This window comes from Terriglobales bacterium (assembly GCA_035561515.1).
Lineage (GTDB): Bacteria > Acidobacteriota > Terriglobia > Terriglobales > Acidobacteriaceae > DATMXP01.
Window position 1 is genome coordinate 1 of the sequence record DATMXP010000017.1, and the last position, 14,748, is coordinate 14,748.

Sequence of the window (14,748 nt, forward strand, 5' to 3'; positions counted from 1 at the left end):
GGACTTATAAATCCTTTGGAATCATATATGTAGAGCCCGACGCTCGCGCAACTGCTTTGTTTTCTTATACGAAGGCAAAATAGGGGGGGAGGGGTACCCCTACTCCACCGCGACCGCTACATCCCGTCGCGAAAACACCCAAGACGCCAGAAGCCACAACAGGACCGTTGCGGCCCCGGCCGTCAGCATCGACATCCATGGCACCTGTACAGGCGCAAAAAAGGTGAAGTTCATCACCGCGTGCATCAGGTCATACGCCGGCAGGATGGGAACCAGGCGCACCGGCAGCAGCGATGACGTCCCTAGGACCAAGCCGGTCGTCACCAGCGTCAGCAATGGATTCAGGAAGGTCGAAAACAGTAACGCCACGGTGCCCGCCAGCGCCGACGCCAGGAACAGCATTAGCATCAGCGGGACGATCTTTGCCGGATTCGCGCCAGCAACGTAAAACGTAAACGCCCCGGTAATCCCGAGCGCCAGGCTATACAGGCCGCTCACCGTTAGGAAACCGAGCATCACGCCGCCGAGATACTCGTACCGCTCGATGCCCTTCGCCAGCACCGCCAGGATTCGGCGTGAGCGCCGCTGGTTGTGCAGCGCCGAGGCGGCCAGGAACACCGTGAAGAAGACGCTGTACATGGCCTGCTGCTTCAGGAAAAAGAGCGCATCTTCATGCGCGCTGGACACCGAAAACGCTGCCGCCGTGCCGCTGCCGAACGCCCACAGCAACAGCAGCACAATCGCCCAGCGATGCTCACGAAGGAAGTTTCCGGCGATCAGAACAGCGGCACTCATGGCCGGTCCTCCTTCGTAAGCTGGATGAAGATGTCCTCCAGCGACCGTCGCGCCGGATTAACGCGAACGACTTCCCCGCCGACCGCCCAGATGCGCTCAATCGTCGCTCGCTGCTCCGACCTCGGGACCGTAAGTTTCTGCAAACCATTGTCGGCCACGACAGTTTTAAAATCGCTTGCGCTCAGTCCACGAGCGTGGATTTCCGATTCCTCACTCGACTCAAGCAGTTCGCTGGTCTTGCCGAGCCGCGCGAGTTTGCCGCGGTTCAGGATCGCGATTCGGTCGCAAACGAGTTCGATTTCGGAAAGAAGATGCGAGCTGAGGAAGATCGTCTTGCCAAGCTCGCGCATGCGGTTGAGCAACTCGCGAACTGCTACTCGCCCAAGCGGATCGAGTGCCGAAGTCGGCTCATCAAGGATAAGAAGTTCGGGATCATGAATCAGCGCCTGAGCCAATCCCACGCGCTGCAACATGCCACGCGACAGCTTGCTCGCATTGCGCTGCGAGACGTCGCTCAACTCAAGCGTCTCGAGCATCTCGCGCGAGCGACGCGCCAGTTCAGGGTCGCGCATGCCGTTCAGCGCGCCATAGAAGCGCAGCAGCGGATAAACCGGACGATGATAAAGCGCCACATTCTCGGCCAGAAAGCCAACGCGCTTGCGTGTCGCAGCATGACCGAACTTCTGGTCCAACATCCTGCCCGATCCGGAACTCGGCCGCATGAACCCCATCGCAAGATGGATCGCCGTAGTCTTCCCTGCACCATTCGGTCCAAGGAAACCGAAGATCTCGCCACGTTCGACCGTGAGCGAGAAGCCATCGAGCGCGCGCATGCGACGTCGCCCGAACGATGTTCGGTACTCCTTCGTAACCGCCTGGTATTCGAGAACAGGCACGACGCTATTGTATTTGAGGCAATGAAAAAGCCTCCGGAGAACCGGAGGCTTTGGAAATGCGGGAGCTTACTTCACCTTGGCGAAGATGATAACCAGCGTGTACAGAGCCAGTGATTCGATCAGCGCCAGGCCGAGAATCAGTGCGAGCTGGATTCCAGGACGAGCGCCCGGATTCCGCGCCAGCGACTCGGTGGCGGAAGCAGTTGCCTTGGCTTGTCCCAGACCGCAAAGGCCGGAAGCAATCGCCATGGCGAAACCGGAAGTGATCGCAACCCAGTTGGTGCCGGTTGCAGCCGCTTCACCCTGGGCGAACACTGGCGTGGCCACGAACATGATGGCCAATGCCATGAATACGTACATCATTGTCTTGCGCATTTGTTTCTCCTTGTATGAATCACCGCGAGTTGGTGGTTGGCGTTCTTCCTTGGGAGAAAGAGGCCCTCACGCTTGCGGCTAAGCTTTAGTGTTCCTCGGCCACTGCGCCTGCGAGATACACCGTCGTCAGCAGCGCGAAAATGTAGGCCTGCAGGAACGAAACGCCGATGTGGAGTCCGAGAAAGATCACCGGAACTCCGAGCGGCACGAGCGAAAAGAACACCAGCGTCACCATGTCGCCCGCGAAGATGTTGGCGAAAAGACGGATGGTGAGCGACATAACGCGAGCCAGATGGCTGACGATTTCAATGGGGATCATCAGCGGCGCCAGCGCGGGCATCGGTCCGGCAAAGTGGGCCGCGTATTTGATGGGACCCTGTTTCTGGATGCCTTTGGCGTTGTAGTACAGGAACGCACAGATCGCCAAGCCGAGGGGAACGAACGGATGCGCTGTCGGCGACTCGAAGCCAGGAACCATGCCGATCAGGTTCGCCATAAGCACGAATGAGAACAGCGCAACCACGAACGGCGTGTAAGGCTCGTGATGGTGGCCGATGATCTCCTTGCCCTGACCGTCGATGAAGCTGTGAAGCCCCTCGAACATGTGTTGCAGTCCGCCCGGCTTCTCCACTGACAGGCGCGTGCGCACTAGGACGAAGAGCGCGAGCATGATCAGGACGACCAGCAACTGCATCGCGAAGGCGTTCGAGATGGGCGCGTGCGAGTCCGCCGGATGAACTCCAACGGCGTTCAGCAGGCTGTTCACTGGTCCAGCCAGCGCTTTGTTCAGTACTTCGGTAAAAGGTAGCTGTTCAGATAGCATCTACGGCTTTCCGATTGTTGATTAAATGCCCCGGCGCAGTGCAACGGCCACCTCGTAGACGGCTTCGCAGAGGATCGCCGCTACGGAGAGGAACAGGCCACCTAAGAGGCCGTAAACACTGGACTTAGAACTCATCAATATAACATAGCAGCCGATCGCGATGAAACCATAACGCAGCATGAACCGCACGACCATGCCGCTTGAGGATCCGGCGTGTCCCGTCTGCGTAACCCGGTCTGCGAGGGCGTTCACGGCCTTCTTGAGCCAGTGGAAGTTGATGTAAGAAATGAAGCACCCAATGACAAAACCGATTCCGACGGCGACGCCGAAGATGGCGAAGATGGCAATCGAACTGGCCACGCCCAGCACCAGCGTGATGCGGCGAATCCGGTCGAGCGCTCCCGAAAAGAACGACTCAGCCGCATCGGATTGTATGGTCTCGGTCACGAGTCCTGCGACTTCTCCGATTTCATGGTCGTACGCACCAGTTCAATGAACCCTGCGGCGATACCGAGCAGAAGGCCGGCAAGGTAAAGCCACGTAGTGTGCAGCCATTTGTCGAGGAGCAAGCCGATAATCCATCCCGTCACGGTGGCTGCAGGGAGCACGAACGCCAACTGGCTGTAGCGCGCGAGCGTGACCCAAAAATTGCGTTTTTCCGGGCTCTGGTCCTCTGGCATCTAGCTAGCTTACCGTAAATAACAAATGCCCAGCGATGATTGCTGGGCATTTGAAGCGATTAGCTTTATCGGCCAATCAGGTTTGCGATGGAACCTGCTTGCGGCACGTTGAGCGACCAGTTCACCGCGCGGATGAAGAAGTCCGGCATAAGGCCGATGCCTACGGTGGCGATCGCCGTGATTGCCAACGCCAAACGAAGTCCAGGGCTCATCGCAATTGGCTCGGGCGATGCCGCCGGGCGCATCAGCATGGCATTCGCGATCTTCAGGTAGTAATAGAGGCCGAGCACAGCGTACAGGACGGCGACTGCTGCCAGCGTGTAGTGTCCGGTTTCGACCAGGCTGAGGAAGATGAAGTACTTCCCGTAGAAGCCAGCCAGTGGCGGAATGCCGGCGAGCGACAACAAGAAGATCAGCATCAGGATCGCTTCGGTTGGCGCTTTCTGCATCAGGCCATCGAGATCGCTGAGGTTGTCGCCAATGATGTCGCGCCGACGTAGCGAGGTGATCACGGCAAACGCGCCGAGATTCATGAAGGTGTACACCAGCAGGTAAACGAGGATGCCCTTGATGCCGGTAGTGTTTGCCTCGGTGGCGGTCCCGGCGACAAGGCCGAGCAACATGTAGCCGACGTGCGAGATAGAGCTATAGGCCAGAAGCCGCTTGGTGTTGTCCTGTGTAAGTGCCGCGAGATTGCCGCCGGTCATGGTGGCGATAGCGACGAAGATCAGCATCGGCAGGTAGACCGGACGCAGCGGATACAACATGTAGAGGAAGATCCGGAGCAGCATCACCCATCCGGCAGCCTTCACGGCGACGGACATGAATCCGGTGATACTGGTCGGCGCGCCCTCATATGCGTCGGGCGCCCACTGGTGGAACGGCACCGCAGCGATCTTGAAGAATAGGCCTGTGGCAACGGTGATCAGGGCGAGAATGGCAACCGGGTCGTTCGGATTGGTGCGGTAGTGCTCTTCCAGTTTCAGGGCGATTTGGCGGACGTTGGTACTGCCGGAAAGCCCGTAGAACAGCGACAGGCCGTAAGCAAAGATACCGGAGGAGAACGCACCGAGAATGAGGTATTTCAGTGCGGCTTCGTTGGAGCGCTGATCGCGGCGGAGGAAGCCGACGAGGACATACGTTGAGAGGGCCATCAGTTCGAGGCTGATGAAGATCAGAACGATGTCATAGCCGCAAGCCATGCCCATCATGCCAACGACGGAGAACAGGATCAGGGCGTAGAACTCACCGTGGTTCTCGCGCTCGATGTCGAGATACTTCACGGACATCATGATGGCGACAGCGGCACCGGCAAGGAACAGGTAGAAGAAGTAGATGGCGAAGCGGTCGACCATCACGGAGCCTGCAAATCCGACGAACCTGGCCGATTCTCCGCGCGATTCCATGAGGTGATAGGCCGACTGTATTTTCGCAACCGCACCTGCAGAGAAGACCAACCCGATCAGCGCCGTCCAAGCGTTGGCACGCTTCCATTCGGCCGGCAGAAGCAGGTCAATCAGCAGCACGCCGATGGCGAACAGCGACAGCATGATCATCGGCAGCGATAGCAGGTAATCGGTGCTGGTGAAGAATTGTTGGACAGACGACACGGTCGTTTCCTTCCTTGCCTACTGACCCACAGCGGCCTGCATCGCGGGCGCACTGACAGGTTTCGCCTTGTCGGCGGGTTTCACTTCTGGTGTGGCGGGAGCAACCGGAACGGGTGTGCTCACCGCGGGCGCAGTTTCCTGAACCGGAGCAGCCGCGTTCGCCGGGGCTTGCGGTCCGCCCTGACGAACGGTGGTGACGATGTTCGCAACGGGTTTCTCAAGAATCTTGAAGAACGGCTTCGGATAGAGGCCGATCCAGAACGCCAGGATCACGAGCGGCGCAAAGCAAGCGACTTCGCGTGGCGTGAGGTCAACCAGTTTTTCGTTCTTTGGATTCGTGACCTTGCCGAAGAAGACCCGCTGATAAAGCCAGAGTAAATACGCGGCAGCGAGCACAACGCCGGGGACGGACCATGCTGCCCACCACTTGTTCTCAAGGAATGCACCCTGAAGAATCGCAAACTCACCGATGAATCCGTTCAACAGCGGCAGTCCCATCGAGGAGAGGAACATGATCATGGTGATGGTGGCGTACACGGGCATGACATTGGAGATTCCGCCGTACTCGGCGATCTCGCGGGTGTGACGGCGCTCATAAAGAATGCCTACGATCAAGAAGAGTGCGCCGGTGGAGATGCCGTGGTTGATCTGCTGGAGGACCGATCCGGCGACTCCGATGTTGTTCAGCGCGAAGATGCCGAGGGTGCAGAAGCCGAGGTGGCTCACGGATGAGTAGGCCACCAGCTTCTTCATGTCCTTCTGCATCAGCGAGACGAGCGCCCCGTAGATGATGCCGATGATGGACAGGGTGACGAGCCAGAACCGCACCTTGTCATGCATCACGATGGTCGGGAAGAATGGCAGCGAGAAACGGACGAAGCCGTACGTACCCATCTTCAAGAGGACGCCCGCAAGGATGACGGAACCCGCGGTTGGCGCCTCGACGTGAGCATCAGGAAGCCAGGTGTGGAACGGGAACATCGGCACCTTGATGGCGAAGCCGATGAAGAACGCGAGGAACAGGAGCAGGGCCGGAGTGAAGCCGACCATGGTGGCGATCTGGGGTGCCGTCTGGTAGAGCTCAGGGATGCTGAACGTGTAAACGCCGGTAAGGCTGTGGTTCCAGAAGTACAGGTAGAGGATGGCGACCAGCATCAGCACGGAGCCGAGCAGCGTGTAGAGGAAGAACTTGATCGCGGCGTAAAGCTTCCGCGGTCCGCCCCAGATGCCGATGAGCAGATACATCGGGACGAGCATGGCTTCCCAAAACACGAAGAAGAGGAAGAAGTCGAGCGCCATGAAGACGCCGAGCATGCCCGTCTGGAGAACGAGGAACCATGCGTAGTATTCCTTCACTCGATCTTGAATGGCGGTCCACGACGAAAGGATGGAGATGAATCCCAGGATCGTGGTGAGCATGATCAGCAGGAACGAGATGCCGTCGATGCCGAGGTAGTAACCCGCGCCAATAGTCGGGATCCAGTTGTTAGGGCCACCTTCCAGGAAGTGGAAGCCGCTGTATCCCGGATCGTTGCCGACGACTACCCGTTGCCAGAACATGGGCACGAGCGGTAGCGACACAAGGAAGCCAAGCGCGGCAAAGATGTTCCCTACCCAGCGGATGGCGTTCTTGTTCTCCTTGGGGATGAACAAGACAAACAGGGTGCCCAACAACGGCGTAAACAGAATGATCGAGAGAATATGGTTCGACATTTATCAGCTCTCTGCTTTCAGCTACCAGCTTTCAGCAAAACTTCGTTACCTAATTGCGTAGTACCAAAGAAATCCGACCACGCCACCTACCATGACCAACGCGTACCACTGCACGAGTCCCCACTGGAGGATTCGAACGGGATACGACAACGCTTTGGCGAGGTATGCCGGCCCATTCACACACAGGCCGTCGATGATGTACTTGTCCCAGAGCGTGGAAAGCGTACCGATCGCGCGCGTTAGCCATCCAGCGCCGTTCACTCCGCCGTCGATGAAGTTGGCGTCGAAACTGGAGGAGGCGTTTCCAAGCCCCATCACACCGAGACGAACGGGGCCGATGGGCCGGCGTCCGGTGACGGTGTAGTCATAGAATTCGTCCACGTAGTACTTATTGAGTAGCGTGTTGTAGACAAAGGGAGAGACGGAGTTGATGGGCTCGGCGTATCCCTTCTCTGCCCTGCCGTACGCGGCTTTCGCCATAAAGTAACCGAATATTCCGAGCGAGACCGACAGACCCATCAGCAGGTACTCGATCGCCCCACCGTGCTCTTCTGCATGCTCCGGTTTCGGTGCGGCTTCAAGCGTCTGCGCCTTCTCAGCTGCTGCGGCTTCGGCATGCTCACTCACTGCGGGCGCCTCGCCTTGCGCAACTTGATGGACAGCTTCCGTCGCGAACACCGGCTCAAGGAAGCGTTCGAAGGCGTTCGTTCCTCCGAGCGCCTTGGGCACACCGAGGAAACCAACCACACAGGAGCAGATCGCCAGGACCACGAGCGGTACGGTCATGCTCTTGGGCGACTCGTGGACGTGATGCTCGACGTCATGACTGATCCGGCTCGGGCTCCAGAACGTGAGGAAGATTAGCCGGAACATGTAGAACGCGGTACAGAGCGCGGCGATGAAGCCGACGACCCACAGAATCCGGAACTGTCCGTTGTGGGAGGACCAAGCCTGCCAGAGAATTTCGTCCTTGGAGAAGAAGCCAGCCAGCGGCGGGATTCCGGCGATGGCGAGGGTTCCTATCAGCATGGTGCGATAGGTGGTCGGAATCTTCTTGGCAAGCCCTCCCATGAAGCGCATGTCCTGCTCGCCCGACATCGCGTGGATAACCGACCCGGATCCGAGGAACAACAGGGCCTTGAAGAAAGCGTGGGTAAAGACGTGGAACACGCCGGCGGCGAATGCGCCTACACCGAGCGCGAGGAACATGTATCCCAACTGCGAGACGGTGGAGTAGGCCAGCACACGCTTGATGTCGTTCTGCACCAGGCCGATGGTCGCAGCAAATATTGCGGTGACAGCGCCTACGATGGCGACGACGGCCATCGCTTTGGGCGAGAGGATGAAGAGCGCATTCGAGCGCGCAACCATGTAAACACCGGCGGTGACCATGGTGGCGGCGTGGATGAGTGCCGATACGGGCGTGGGGCCTTCCATCGCGTCAGGCAGCCAGACATACAGCGGGAACTGGGCCGATTTGCCGCAGGCGCCTCCGAAGAGGAGCAGGCAGATGGCGGTGATCCACGGATCGCCGACAAGGAAATCACCCGAGCGCGCATGGGCAAAGACTTCGGTGAACTTCAGCGATCCGAAGTACCACGTCATCAGGAACATGCCCATGAGGAACATGGCGTCGCCGACGCGGTTGACGATGAAGGCTTTGTTCGCGGCGGTGGAAGCGGAGTGACGGTGGAAGTAGAAGCCGATGAGGAGATAGGAGCAGAGTCCGACGCCTTCCCATCCTACGAACAACATACCGTAGTTGTTGCCGAGAATGAGGGTGAGCATGGAGAACATGAAGAGGTTCAGGTATCCGAAAAAGCGGTAGTAGCCGCCTTCATGTCCCATGTATCCGATGGAGTAGATGTGGATGAGCATGCCGACGCCGGTCACGAAGAGCAGCCAGATGGCTGAGAGCGGGTCGAGCAGGAAGCCGGCTTCGGCTCCGAACTGGATGGCTTTGCCGTCAGCTCCGACGCCAGGGATACCGGTATCGGCTCCAATCCAGGTGAAGAGGATCTTTTGAAATGGCTCGTGGTTGTGAGCGGCCGCGTAGCCGGTGTACTGGTACACGGCGAGGCACGACCACGCGAAAGCCACTACGACCGAGCCGACACAGAAGGCGTTCACGGCTGACTTCGGCAAGCGGCGGCCGAAGAAGAACATGATGGCCGCGCTGGCGATCGGCAGTAGAGGTATGACCCAGATGTGATCTAAGAAAAACATGTTTATCTCTTAGCTACCACTTCAGCAAATCCACTTCGTCGACGTTGACCGTCTCCTTGTTACGGAAGAAGGCGATCAGGATGCCAAGTCCGACGGCCGCTTCCGCGGCAGCGTCGGCAATGATGAAGATCGAGAAAATCTGTCCCTGCAGGTTGTACAGTCGCGAGAATGCCACCAGGTTGAGGTTGACGGCGTTGAGAATCAACTCGATGGACATGAGGATGATGACGATGTTCCGGCGCGTAACCACGCCGATGGTGCCGATGATGAACAGCGCCGCCGCAACGACCAGGTAATGAAGGGTTGATATCGGTGCCATCGTCAAATCCTCTTCTTTGCCATCACCACCGCGCCCACGATTGCGACCAGCAGGAGCAGCGATGCGATTTCGAATGGCAGCAGGTAATTCTGGAAGAGCGTGAGTCCGACCTGCTGTGTGTTGTTGACCTCCGGCAGGTTGGCGGCGGTGTTGGGGAAGATCGACTTCCCTTTCACGTACACGAAGACGAACATCGCGCCGAGAATCACGCAGGCCAGAATGCCAACCAGCCATTGGCTGTTGAACTGCTCTTCCTTGACCGACTGCTCGATGCTCACCAGCATGATCACGAACAGGAACAGCACCATGATGCCGCCCGCGTAGAGGATCACCTGAACACCGGCGACGAATGGGGCGTACAGCATGAGGTAGAGTCCGGCGAGCGAGAGCAGGGTGACGATCAGCGAGAGCGCCGAGTGCACGGCGTTCTTGCGCGTAATCACCATCAGGGCCGAAATGATCGCGACCGCCGACAGGAAGTAGAAAAAGAATGTTGGGGCAACAGGTGTCATCGCTCGTACACCGTCGGTTCTGGACCGGCCTCAAGCCGTTTCCGGTCGAGGACCAGTCCTTCGCGTTCGAATTGCGCGATCTCGTAGTCCTGGGTGAGTTCGAGTGCGTCGGTTGAACAGGATTCTTCGCAAAGTCCGCAGAACATGCAGCGGCTGACGTCGTAGGTGTACTTGGTCAGGACCTTGCGCTTGGTGACCGGATCGCGTTCGCTTTCAACGACGATCAGGTGCTCGGGGCAGGCCTTCGCGCAGAGATCGCAGGCGATGCAGAGCGTCTCGCCGGTTTCGGGATTCACGTTCATGCGCGGCAGTCCGCGATAGCGTTCGGCGATTGCCGGACGCTCGAGCGGGTATTGCTCGGTGTAGATCTCCTTGGGAGCCTGGTACTTGAAGGTGACCGAGAGCCCCTGAAGCAGATCGAGAAGCAGAAACTTACGTGCAAGCTTGGGAATCGTCATGCGAAGAGCCCCCGAACCCAATGGCCCAGCTCCGGCGCGAGTCCGATCAGCGCGGTGATGATGATGACCGCGAGCGACAGCGGGAGCAGGACCTTCCAGCCGACTTTCATCAACTGGTCAAAGCGGTAACGCGGCCACGTGGCGCGATACCAGATGTACAGGTAAATAAAAACGGCAACTTTCAGCAGGAACCAGAAGATGTCGGCGATGCGAATGCGAACGGCCGGGATGAACATCACCAGGCCGATCATCACGATTAACGCGGCGAAGGCGAGGAAGCCGAGCTTGTTGATGCGAAGCGCCGGATGTTTGGGCATCTTCAGTGCCTGGCGAATACCGAGCAGACCGACGATAGCGACGAATACGCCCGGGAAGAACGAGAACGCCAGGTCCCAACTTTCGCCTTTCAGCCAGTTCGGGAAAGGACGGAGCCATCCGCCGAGCCAAAGCGTGGTCGCGATGGAGGAGACGGCGAACATGCCCGCGTATTCCGCCAGCATGAAGAGCGACCAGCGAAGTCCGCTGTACTCGGTGTGGAATCCGGCGACGAGTTCGGATTCGGCCTCGGGAAGGTCGAACGGTGCGCGATTGGTTTCGGCGACCATGGCGATCGCGAAAATCACGAATGCGATCAGGCCCAGCGGGAAGAACTTGAAGATGAACCAGACGCCTTGCGCCTGTTGAGCTTCTACGATCTTTACCATGCTCAGCGTGCCAACGCCTTCGGTGCCGGGGGTGAAGCTCGTCATGAGCACGGCCGAGACGATGGCCAGTCCCATGGCGACTTCGTAAGAGACCATCTGCGCGCTGGAACGAAGCGAGCCGAGTAACGGGTAATGCGAGTTCGACGACCAGCCCGCCATGATGATCCCCAACACGCCGAGCGAGGAGATGCCGAGCATGTAGAGGATGCCGATGTTCATGTCGGTGACGGCGTGCGTCAGGCTGAACGGAACCACCAGCAGAGTGGTGAATCCCGTCAACACTACCCAAACGGGAGCGATCCAGAAGATCGCGGTGTCGGCACCTTCGGGAATCGTGTCTTCTTTGGTTAGCAGCTTAATGGCGTCGGCGATGGGTTGAAGAAGCCCGTGAGGTCCAACGCGCATGGGACCGAGTCGAATCTGGAAGTGGGCCAGCGCTTTGCGCTCGAACCACACCATGGACATCACGAAGAGCGATACGCCGCCGAAGATGACGAGAATGTAGATGGTCGCCCAGAGAAAATTGCCAGTAGCACCCGGAGTCATTAGCGGTCCACCTCTCCCAGGACGATGTCGAGTGTTCCAATGACGGCCACGATGTCGGCCACCAACATGCCATGAACCATCTTGTCTAAAGCCTGAAGGTTTACGAAGGATGGCGGCCGGATGCGCATGCGGTAAGGCTGCGTGGAACCATCGCTCACGATGAAGTATCCGAGTTCGCCTTTGGGAGCTTCGATCGAGTGATAGATTTCGCCCACCGGAGGCTTGATGATCTTCGGCACCTTCGCCATGATCGGGCCCTCGGGAATGCTCTCGACCGCCTGGCGGATGATCCGGAGCGACTGGTACATCTCGCGGATGCGAACCAGATACCGGTCGTAAGTGTCACCGTTCTCGCCGGTTGGAATGTCGAATTCAAACTTGCTGTATGCGGCGTAGGGTTGCGCTTTGCGAAGGTCCCATTTGACGCCGGAGGCACGGAGGACCGGACCTGTAACGCCGAGCGCTTTGCAGTCGTCGCCGTTCAGGATACCGACGCCTTTGGTGCGTTCCACCCAGATGCGGTTGGTGGTCAACAGGGCTTCGTACTCGGCGATCTTTGGCTCGACGAAGTCGCAGAACTTTTTGACTTCCTTCTCGAAGCCTTCATACGTCTCGTACTGGCATCCGCCGATTCGGAACGCGTGCGTCGTCAAACGAGCGCCGCAGTATTTCTCGAAGATTTTCAGGATCTCTTCGCGGTCACGGAAGGTGTAGAACAGCGGCGTCATGGCGCCTATGTCGAGGGCGTGCGTTCCGAGCCAGACCTGGTGGCTGGCGATACGCTGCAATTCCGCCATAATCACGCGGATGTACTGAGCACGCGGTGGCGCTTCGACGTTCAGAAGTGTTTCGACAGCCTGGCAGTATCCGAGGCCATTGGAAACGGCAGCCACGTAGTCCATGCGGTCGACGTAGGGCGCGAACTGCGTATACGTGCGGTGCTCGCCGATCTTCTCGACGCCGCGATGCAGGTACCCGATCACGCATTCGGTGCCGTTGATCTTTTCGCCGTCGAGTTTAAGGATGACGCGGAGCACGCCGTGCGTGGACGGGTGCTGCGGGCCCATGTTCAGGATGAGTTCGTTGGCATCGAGGACGGTCGTGCCCTTGTCGCCCCAATCGTCCGTGTTGCCGGTCCAGCGATTATTCACCAAGGCGTCGTGTCTCATTGGGCGCTCTCGATTCCCAGGTTGATGTGCACCCAATCGGTGTCCTGTTGCAGGATGTTGTAGTCCTTGCGCAGCGGATGGCCTTTCCAGCCATCTGGCATCAAGATCCGCTTCAAGTCAGGATGACCTTCGAACTGGATTCCGAACATGTCGAAGGCTTCCCTTTCCAGCCAGTTGGTGGTCGGCCAGATCGGAACGGCGCTGGGAACGGACTGTCCATCTGCGACTTGCGTCTTCACCCGAACTCGGGTGTTCTTCGCGAAGGAGTACAGGATGTAAACGACGTCGAACTCAGCCTTCTCGCGCTTGGGATAGTGAACGGCCGTGATGTCGACGCAGTAGTCGAACTTCTCGTCGTCGCGCATCATGAGCAAGATTTCAGCGAGGATGGACGAATCGACGACCAGGTAGTTTTGGCCGAGATAGGTGCTAGCCTCCTTGATCCCAGAGCCGTAGACCTTCTTCAGCTGAGTCGTGAGTTCCGTTTCCCACGGAACCGGCGTTGGTCCTGCAGGTTTAGGCGGAACCGCGGGCCTCGGAGGCGCACCTGCTGCCGCTGGCGCCGCAGGTTTTGCGGCCGCGGGCGGCACGGGTTTCGTTTCTGTTGCCGGGGAAACGGGAGATGGAGAAGGCGTTTTCGCTGGTTCCGCAGCCGGCTTATCGGCCGACTGCGGTGATTCAGGCGGTGTTCCGTTCGGTTTTGTCTCGTCAGGCATCGTCTGCCTCTACTACGGCTTCCCTATTGCTGAAATCGTGAATCTCGTTTGTAGCAGTCTGTACGCGTTTGGAGCAGGTAACTTGGTCACTCGCAGTTGTGATAATTGTCACTTTTGACTTTCCAACCTGTCGTTTTTCCACAACTTGCAAAACGGGCCTACACCCACTCAAGAGCGCCCTTCTTCCACACCCAGACGTATCCGGCAATCAGGATGGCGAGGAAGACCATCATTTCGACAAGTCCGAAGAGGCCGAGCGCTTTGTACTGAACGGCCCAAGGGAAGAGGAAGATCGTTTCCACATCGAAAACGACGAAAAGGATGGCAATGATGTAGAAGCGAACGGTGTAGCGTCCGCGGGAGTCGCCGATGGGATCGACACCGCACTCATAGGCCATCTGCTTGTTTTTGTTGGGCTTTGAAGGGCGAACAAGTTTGGCCAGAATCAGCGCCGCCGGCATGGCGATGACGATGATCAGAACGAAGATAAAAATCGGGACATAATTTGCGGGCATAATCCCCCTGGGCTGGTCCTGAAAAAGCGCGCCAGATCAAGACTTCCGGGCACACGATCAGCCACCTATATTTCAGCAGGACGGGACATAGTACCGCTCTGTAAGAGCGTATTCAAGACAAGCAGGTCTGAAATCACCGAGACCTGTGAGATAAGTCACTCTCTCCACCAATGGATCGCTGAACGTTTAACGCGGCCTTTTTAGCGGTCATATCGTCATGGCTTTTGTTGCCATTCGAAAGAATTACGCTGTGCATCATGTGGAGGATGCCGCTTGAGCCAGCCTGCACCACCGTCCGTCGACCGCTACGTCGCCGACACCCGGTGACGATTCGTGGCCAGTCACTGTCGTTGCACAGTTGGCTCGCTTCCGTTTGACGAAACCGGCGGCTTTCACCTCACCGGCAATGCGCGACAGGTGAGGACCTTTACCAGTTTTCTGTTTTTGTTCCCGAGCTTCAAAGAACTTCCAGCATTGCAACCGGCAGGTCGCCCCGTCGGCAAAAGCGGCGTCCGTGGGAGAAATCCAGTGAATGGATGTTTTTTGCCAGAGTGTCAAATTGTCCACCTACGAGAGCCGCGTCGACAATATCCGCCCAGCCGCATTGGCATTGCCCGCGGCGAGCGGCATCCTTTGAAAATCAGCTACAGAGGGCGAAATCCATGATGTTTCAATGTTTTCTCCATAGGGT

General features: G+C 58.1%; 16 protein-coding genes. All 16 read right to left on the reverse strand.

Going from position 1 to position 14,748, the window contains the following annotated elements; translation table 11 throughout:
- Positions 1-99: 99 nt before the first annotated feature.
- The 16 genes from VN577_06680 to VN577_06755 all read right to left on the reverse strand — a co-directional run bounded on the left by VN577_06680 (position 100) and on the right by VN577_06755 (position 14,057).
- Positions 100-795: a hypothetical protein gene (locus VN577_06680; protein ID HWR14494.1), complete on the reverse strand. Its 696-nt coding sequence runs from the start codon at positions 793-795 to the stop codon at positions 100-102.
- Entirely contained in the window at positions 792-1,691 is a 900-nt protein-coding gene (locus tag VN577_06685) for an ABC transporter ATP-binding protein (GenBank protein ID HWR14495.1), read from the reverse strand. The genes VN577_06680 and VN577_06685 overlap by 4 nt, the downstream gene beginning before the upstream one ends.
- A gap of 66 nt (positions 1,692-1,757) precedes the next feature.
- Positions 1,758-2,066 (reverse strand): ATP synthase F0 subunit C, encoded by a 309-nt coding sequence (locus VN577_06690; GenBank protein ID HWR14496.1) that lies wholly within the window; start codon positions 2,064-2,066, stop codon positions 1,758-1,760.
- Positions 2,067-2,151: 85 nt separating this feature from the next.
- Entirely contained in the window at positions 2,152-2,889 is a 738-nt protein-coding gene (atpB, locus tag VN577_06695) for a F0F1 ATP synthase subunit A (GenBank protein HWR14497.1), read from the reverse strand.
- A 21-nt stretch (positions 2,890-2,910) separates the two neighbouring features.
- Positions 2,911-3,336, reverse strand: coding sequence for an ATP synthase subunit I (locus VN577_06700; GenBank protein ID HWR14498.1), 426 nt, complete (start codon positions 3,334-3,336; stop codon positions 2,911-2,913).
- A complete protein-coding gene (locus VN577_06705; GenBank protein ID HWR14499.1) occupies positions 3,333-3,569 on the reverse strand; it encodes an AtpZ/AtpI family protein in 237 nt (78 codons plus the stop codon). Before VN577_06705 ends, VN577_06700 begins: the two co-directional genes overlap by 4 nt.
- Before the next feature lie 65 nt (positions 3,570-3,634).
- The gene (locus VN577_06710; GenBank protein ID HWR14500.1) at positions 3,635-5,179 is read right to left on the reverse strand and encodes an NADH-quinone oxidoreductase subunit N; all 1,545 of its coding nucleotides are present in this window, start codon (positions 5,177-5,179) and stop codon (positions 3,635-3,637) included.
- Between the two features lie 18 nt (positions 5,180-5,197).
- Positions 5,198-6,892 carry an NADH-quinone oxidoreductase subunit M gene (locus VN577_06715; GenBank protein HWR14501.1) on the reverse strand — a complete coding sequence of 565 codons (1,695 nt, stop codon included), beginning with the start codon at positions 6,890-6,892 and terminating at the stop codon, positions 5,198-5,200.
- A gap of 45 nt (positions 6,893-6,937) precedes the next feature.
- Positions 6,938-9,118, reverse strand: a complete 2,181-nt coding sequence (nuoL, locus tag VN577_06720) for an NADH-quinone oxidoreductase subunit L (protein HWR14502.1) — start codon at positions 9,116-9,118, stop codon at positions 6,938-6,940.
- 13 nt (positions 9,119-9,131) lie between these two features.
- Positions 9,132-9,437 carry an NADH-quinone oxidoreductase subunit NuoK gene (gene nuoK / locus VN577_06725; GenBank protein ID HWR14503.1) on the reverse strand — a complete coding sequence of 102 codons (306 nt, stop codon included), beginning with the start codon at positions 9,435-9,437 and terminating at the stop codon, positions 9,132-9,134.
- Between the two features lie 2 nt (positions 9,438-9,439).
- The gene (locus VN577_06730) at positions 9,440-9,949 is read right to left on the reverse strand and encodes an NADH-quinone oxidoreductase subunit J (GenBank protein ID HWR14504.1); all 510 of its coding nucleotides are present in this window, start codon (positions 9,947-9,949) and stop codon (positions 9,440-9,442) included.
- Positions 9,946-10,407 carry a 4Fe-4S binding protein gene (locus VN577_06735; GenBank protein HWR14505.1) on the reverse strand — a complete coding sequence of 154 codons (462 nt, stop codon included), beginning with the start codon at positions 10,405-10,407 and terminating at the stop codon, positions 9,946-9,948. Before VN577_06735 ends, VN577_06730 begins: the two co-directional genes overlap by 4 nt.
- Positions 10,404-11,657, reverse strand: coding sequence for a complex I subunit 1 family protein (locus VN577_06740; protein ID HWR14506.1), 1,254 nt, complete (start codon positions 11,655-11,657; stop codon positions 10,404-10,406). The genes VN577_06735 and VN577_06740 overlap by 4 nt, the downstream gene beginning before the upstream one ends.
- Positions 11,657-12,826, reverse strand: a complete 1,170-nt coding sequence (locus tag VN577_06745) for an NADH-quinone oxidoreductase subunit D (GenBank protein HWR14507.1) — start codon at positions 12,824-12,826, stop codon at positions 11,657-11,659. The genes VN577_06740 and VN577_06745 overlap by 1 nt, the downstream gene beginning before the upstream one ends.
- Positions 12,823-13,542 (reverse strand): NADH-quinone oxidoreductase subunit C, encoded by a 720-nt coding sequence (locus tag VN577_06750; GenBank protein ID HWR14508.1) that lies wholly within the window; start codon positions 13,540-13,542, stop codon positions 12,823-12,825. Before VN577_06750 ends, VN577_06745 begins: the two co-directional genes overlap by 4 nt.
- Positions 13,543-13,700: 158 nt before the next feature.
- On the reverse strand, positions 13,701-14,057 hold the full coding sequence (locus VN577_06755) for an NADH-quinone oxidoreductase subunit A (protein HWR14509.1): 357 nt from the start codon (positions 14,055-14,057) through the stop codon (positions 13,701-13,703).
- Positions 14,058-14,748 lie beyond the last annotated feature (691 nt).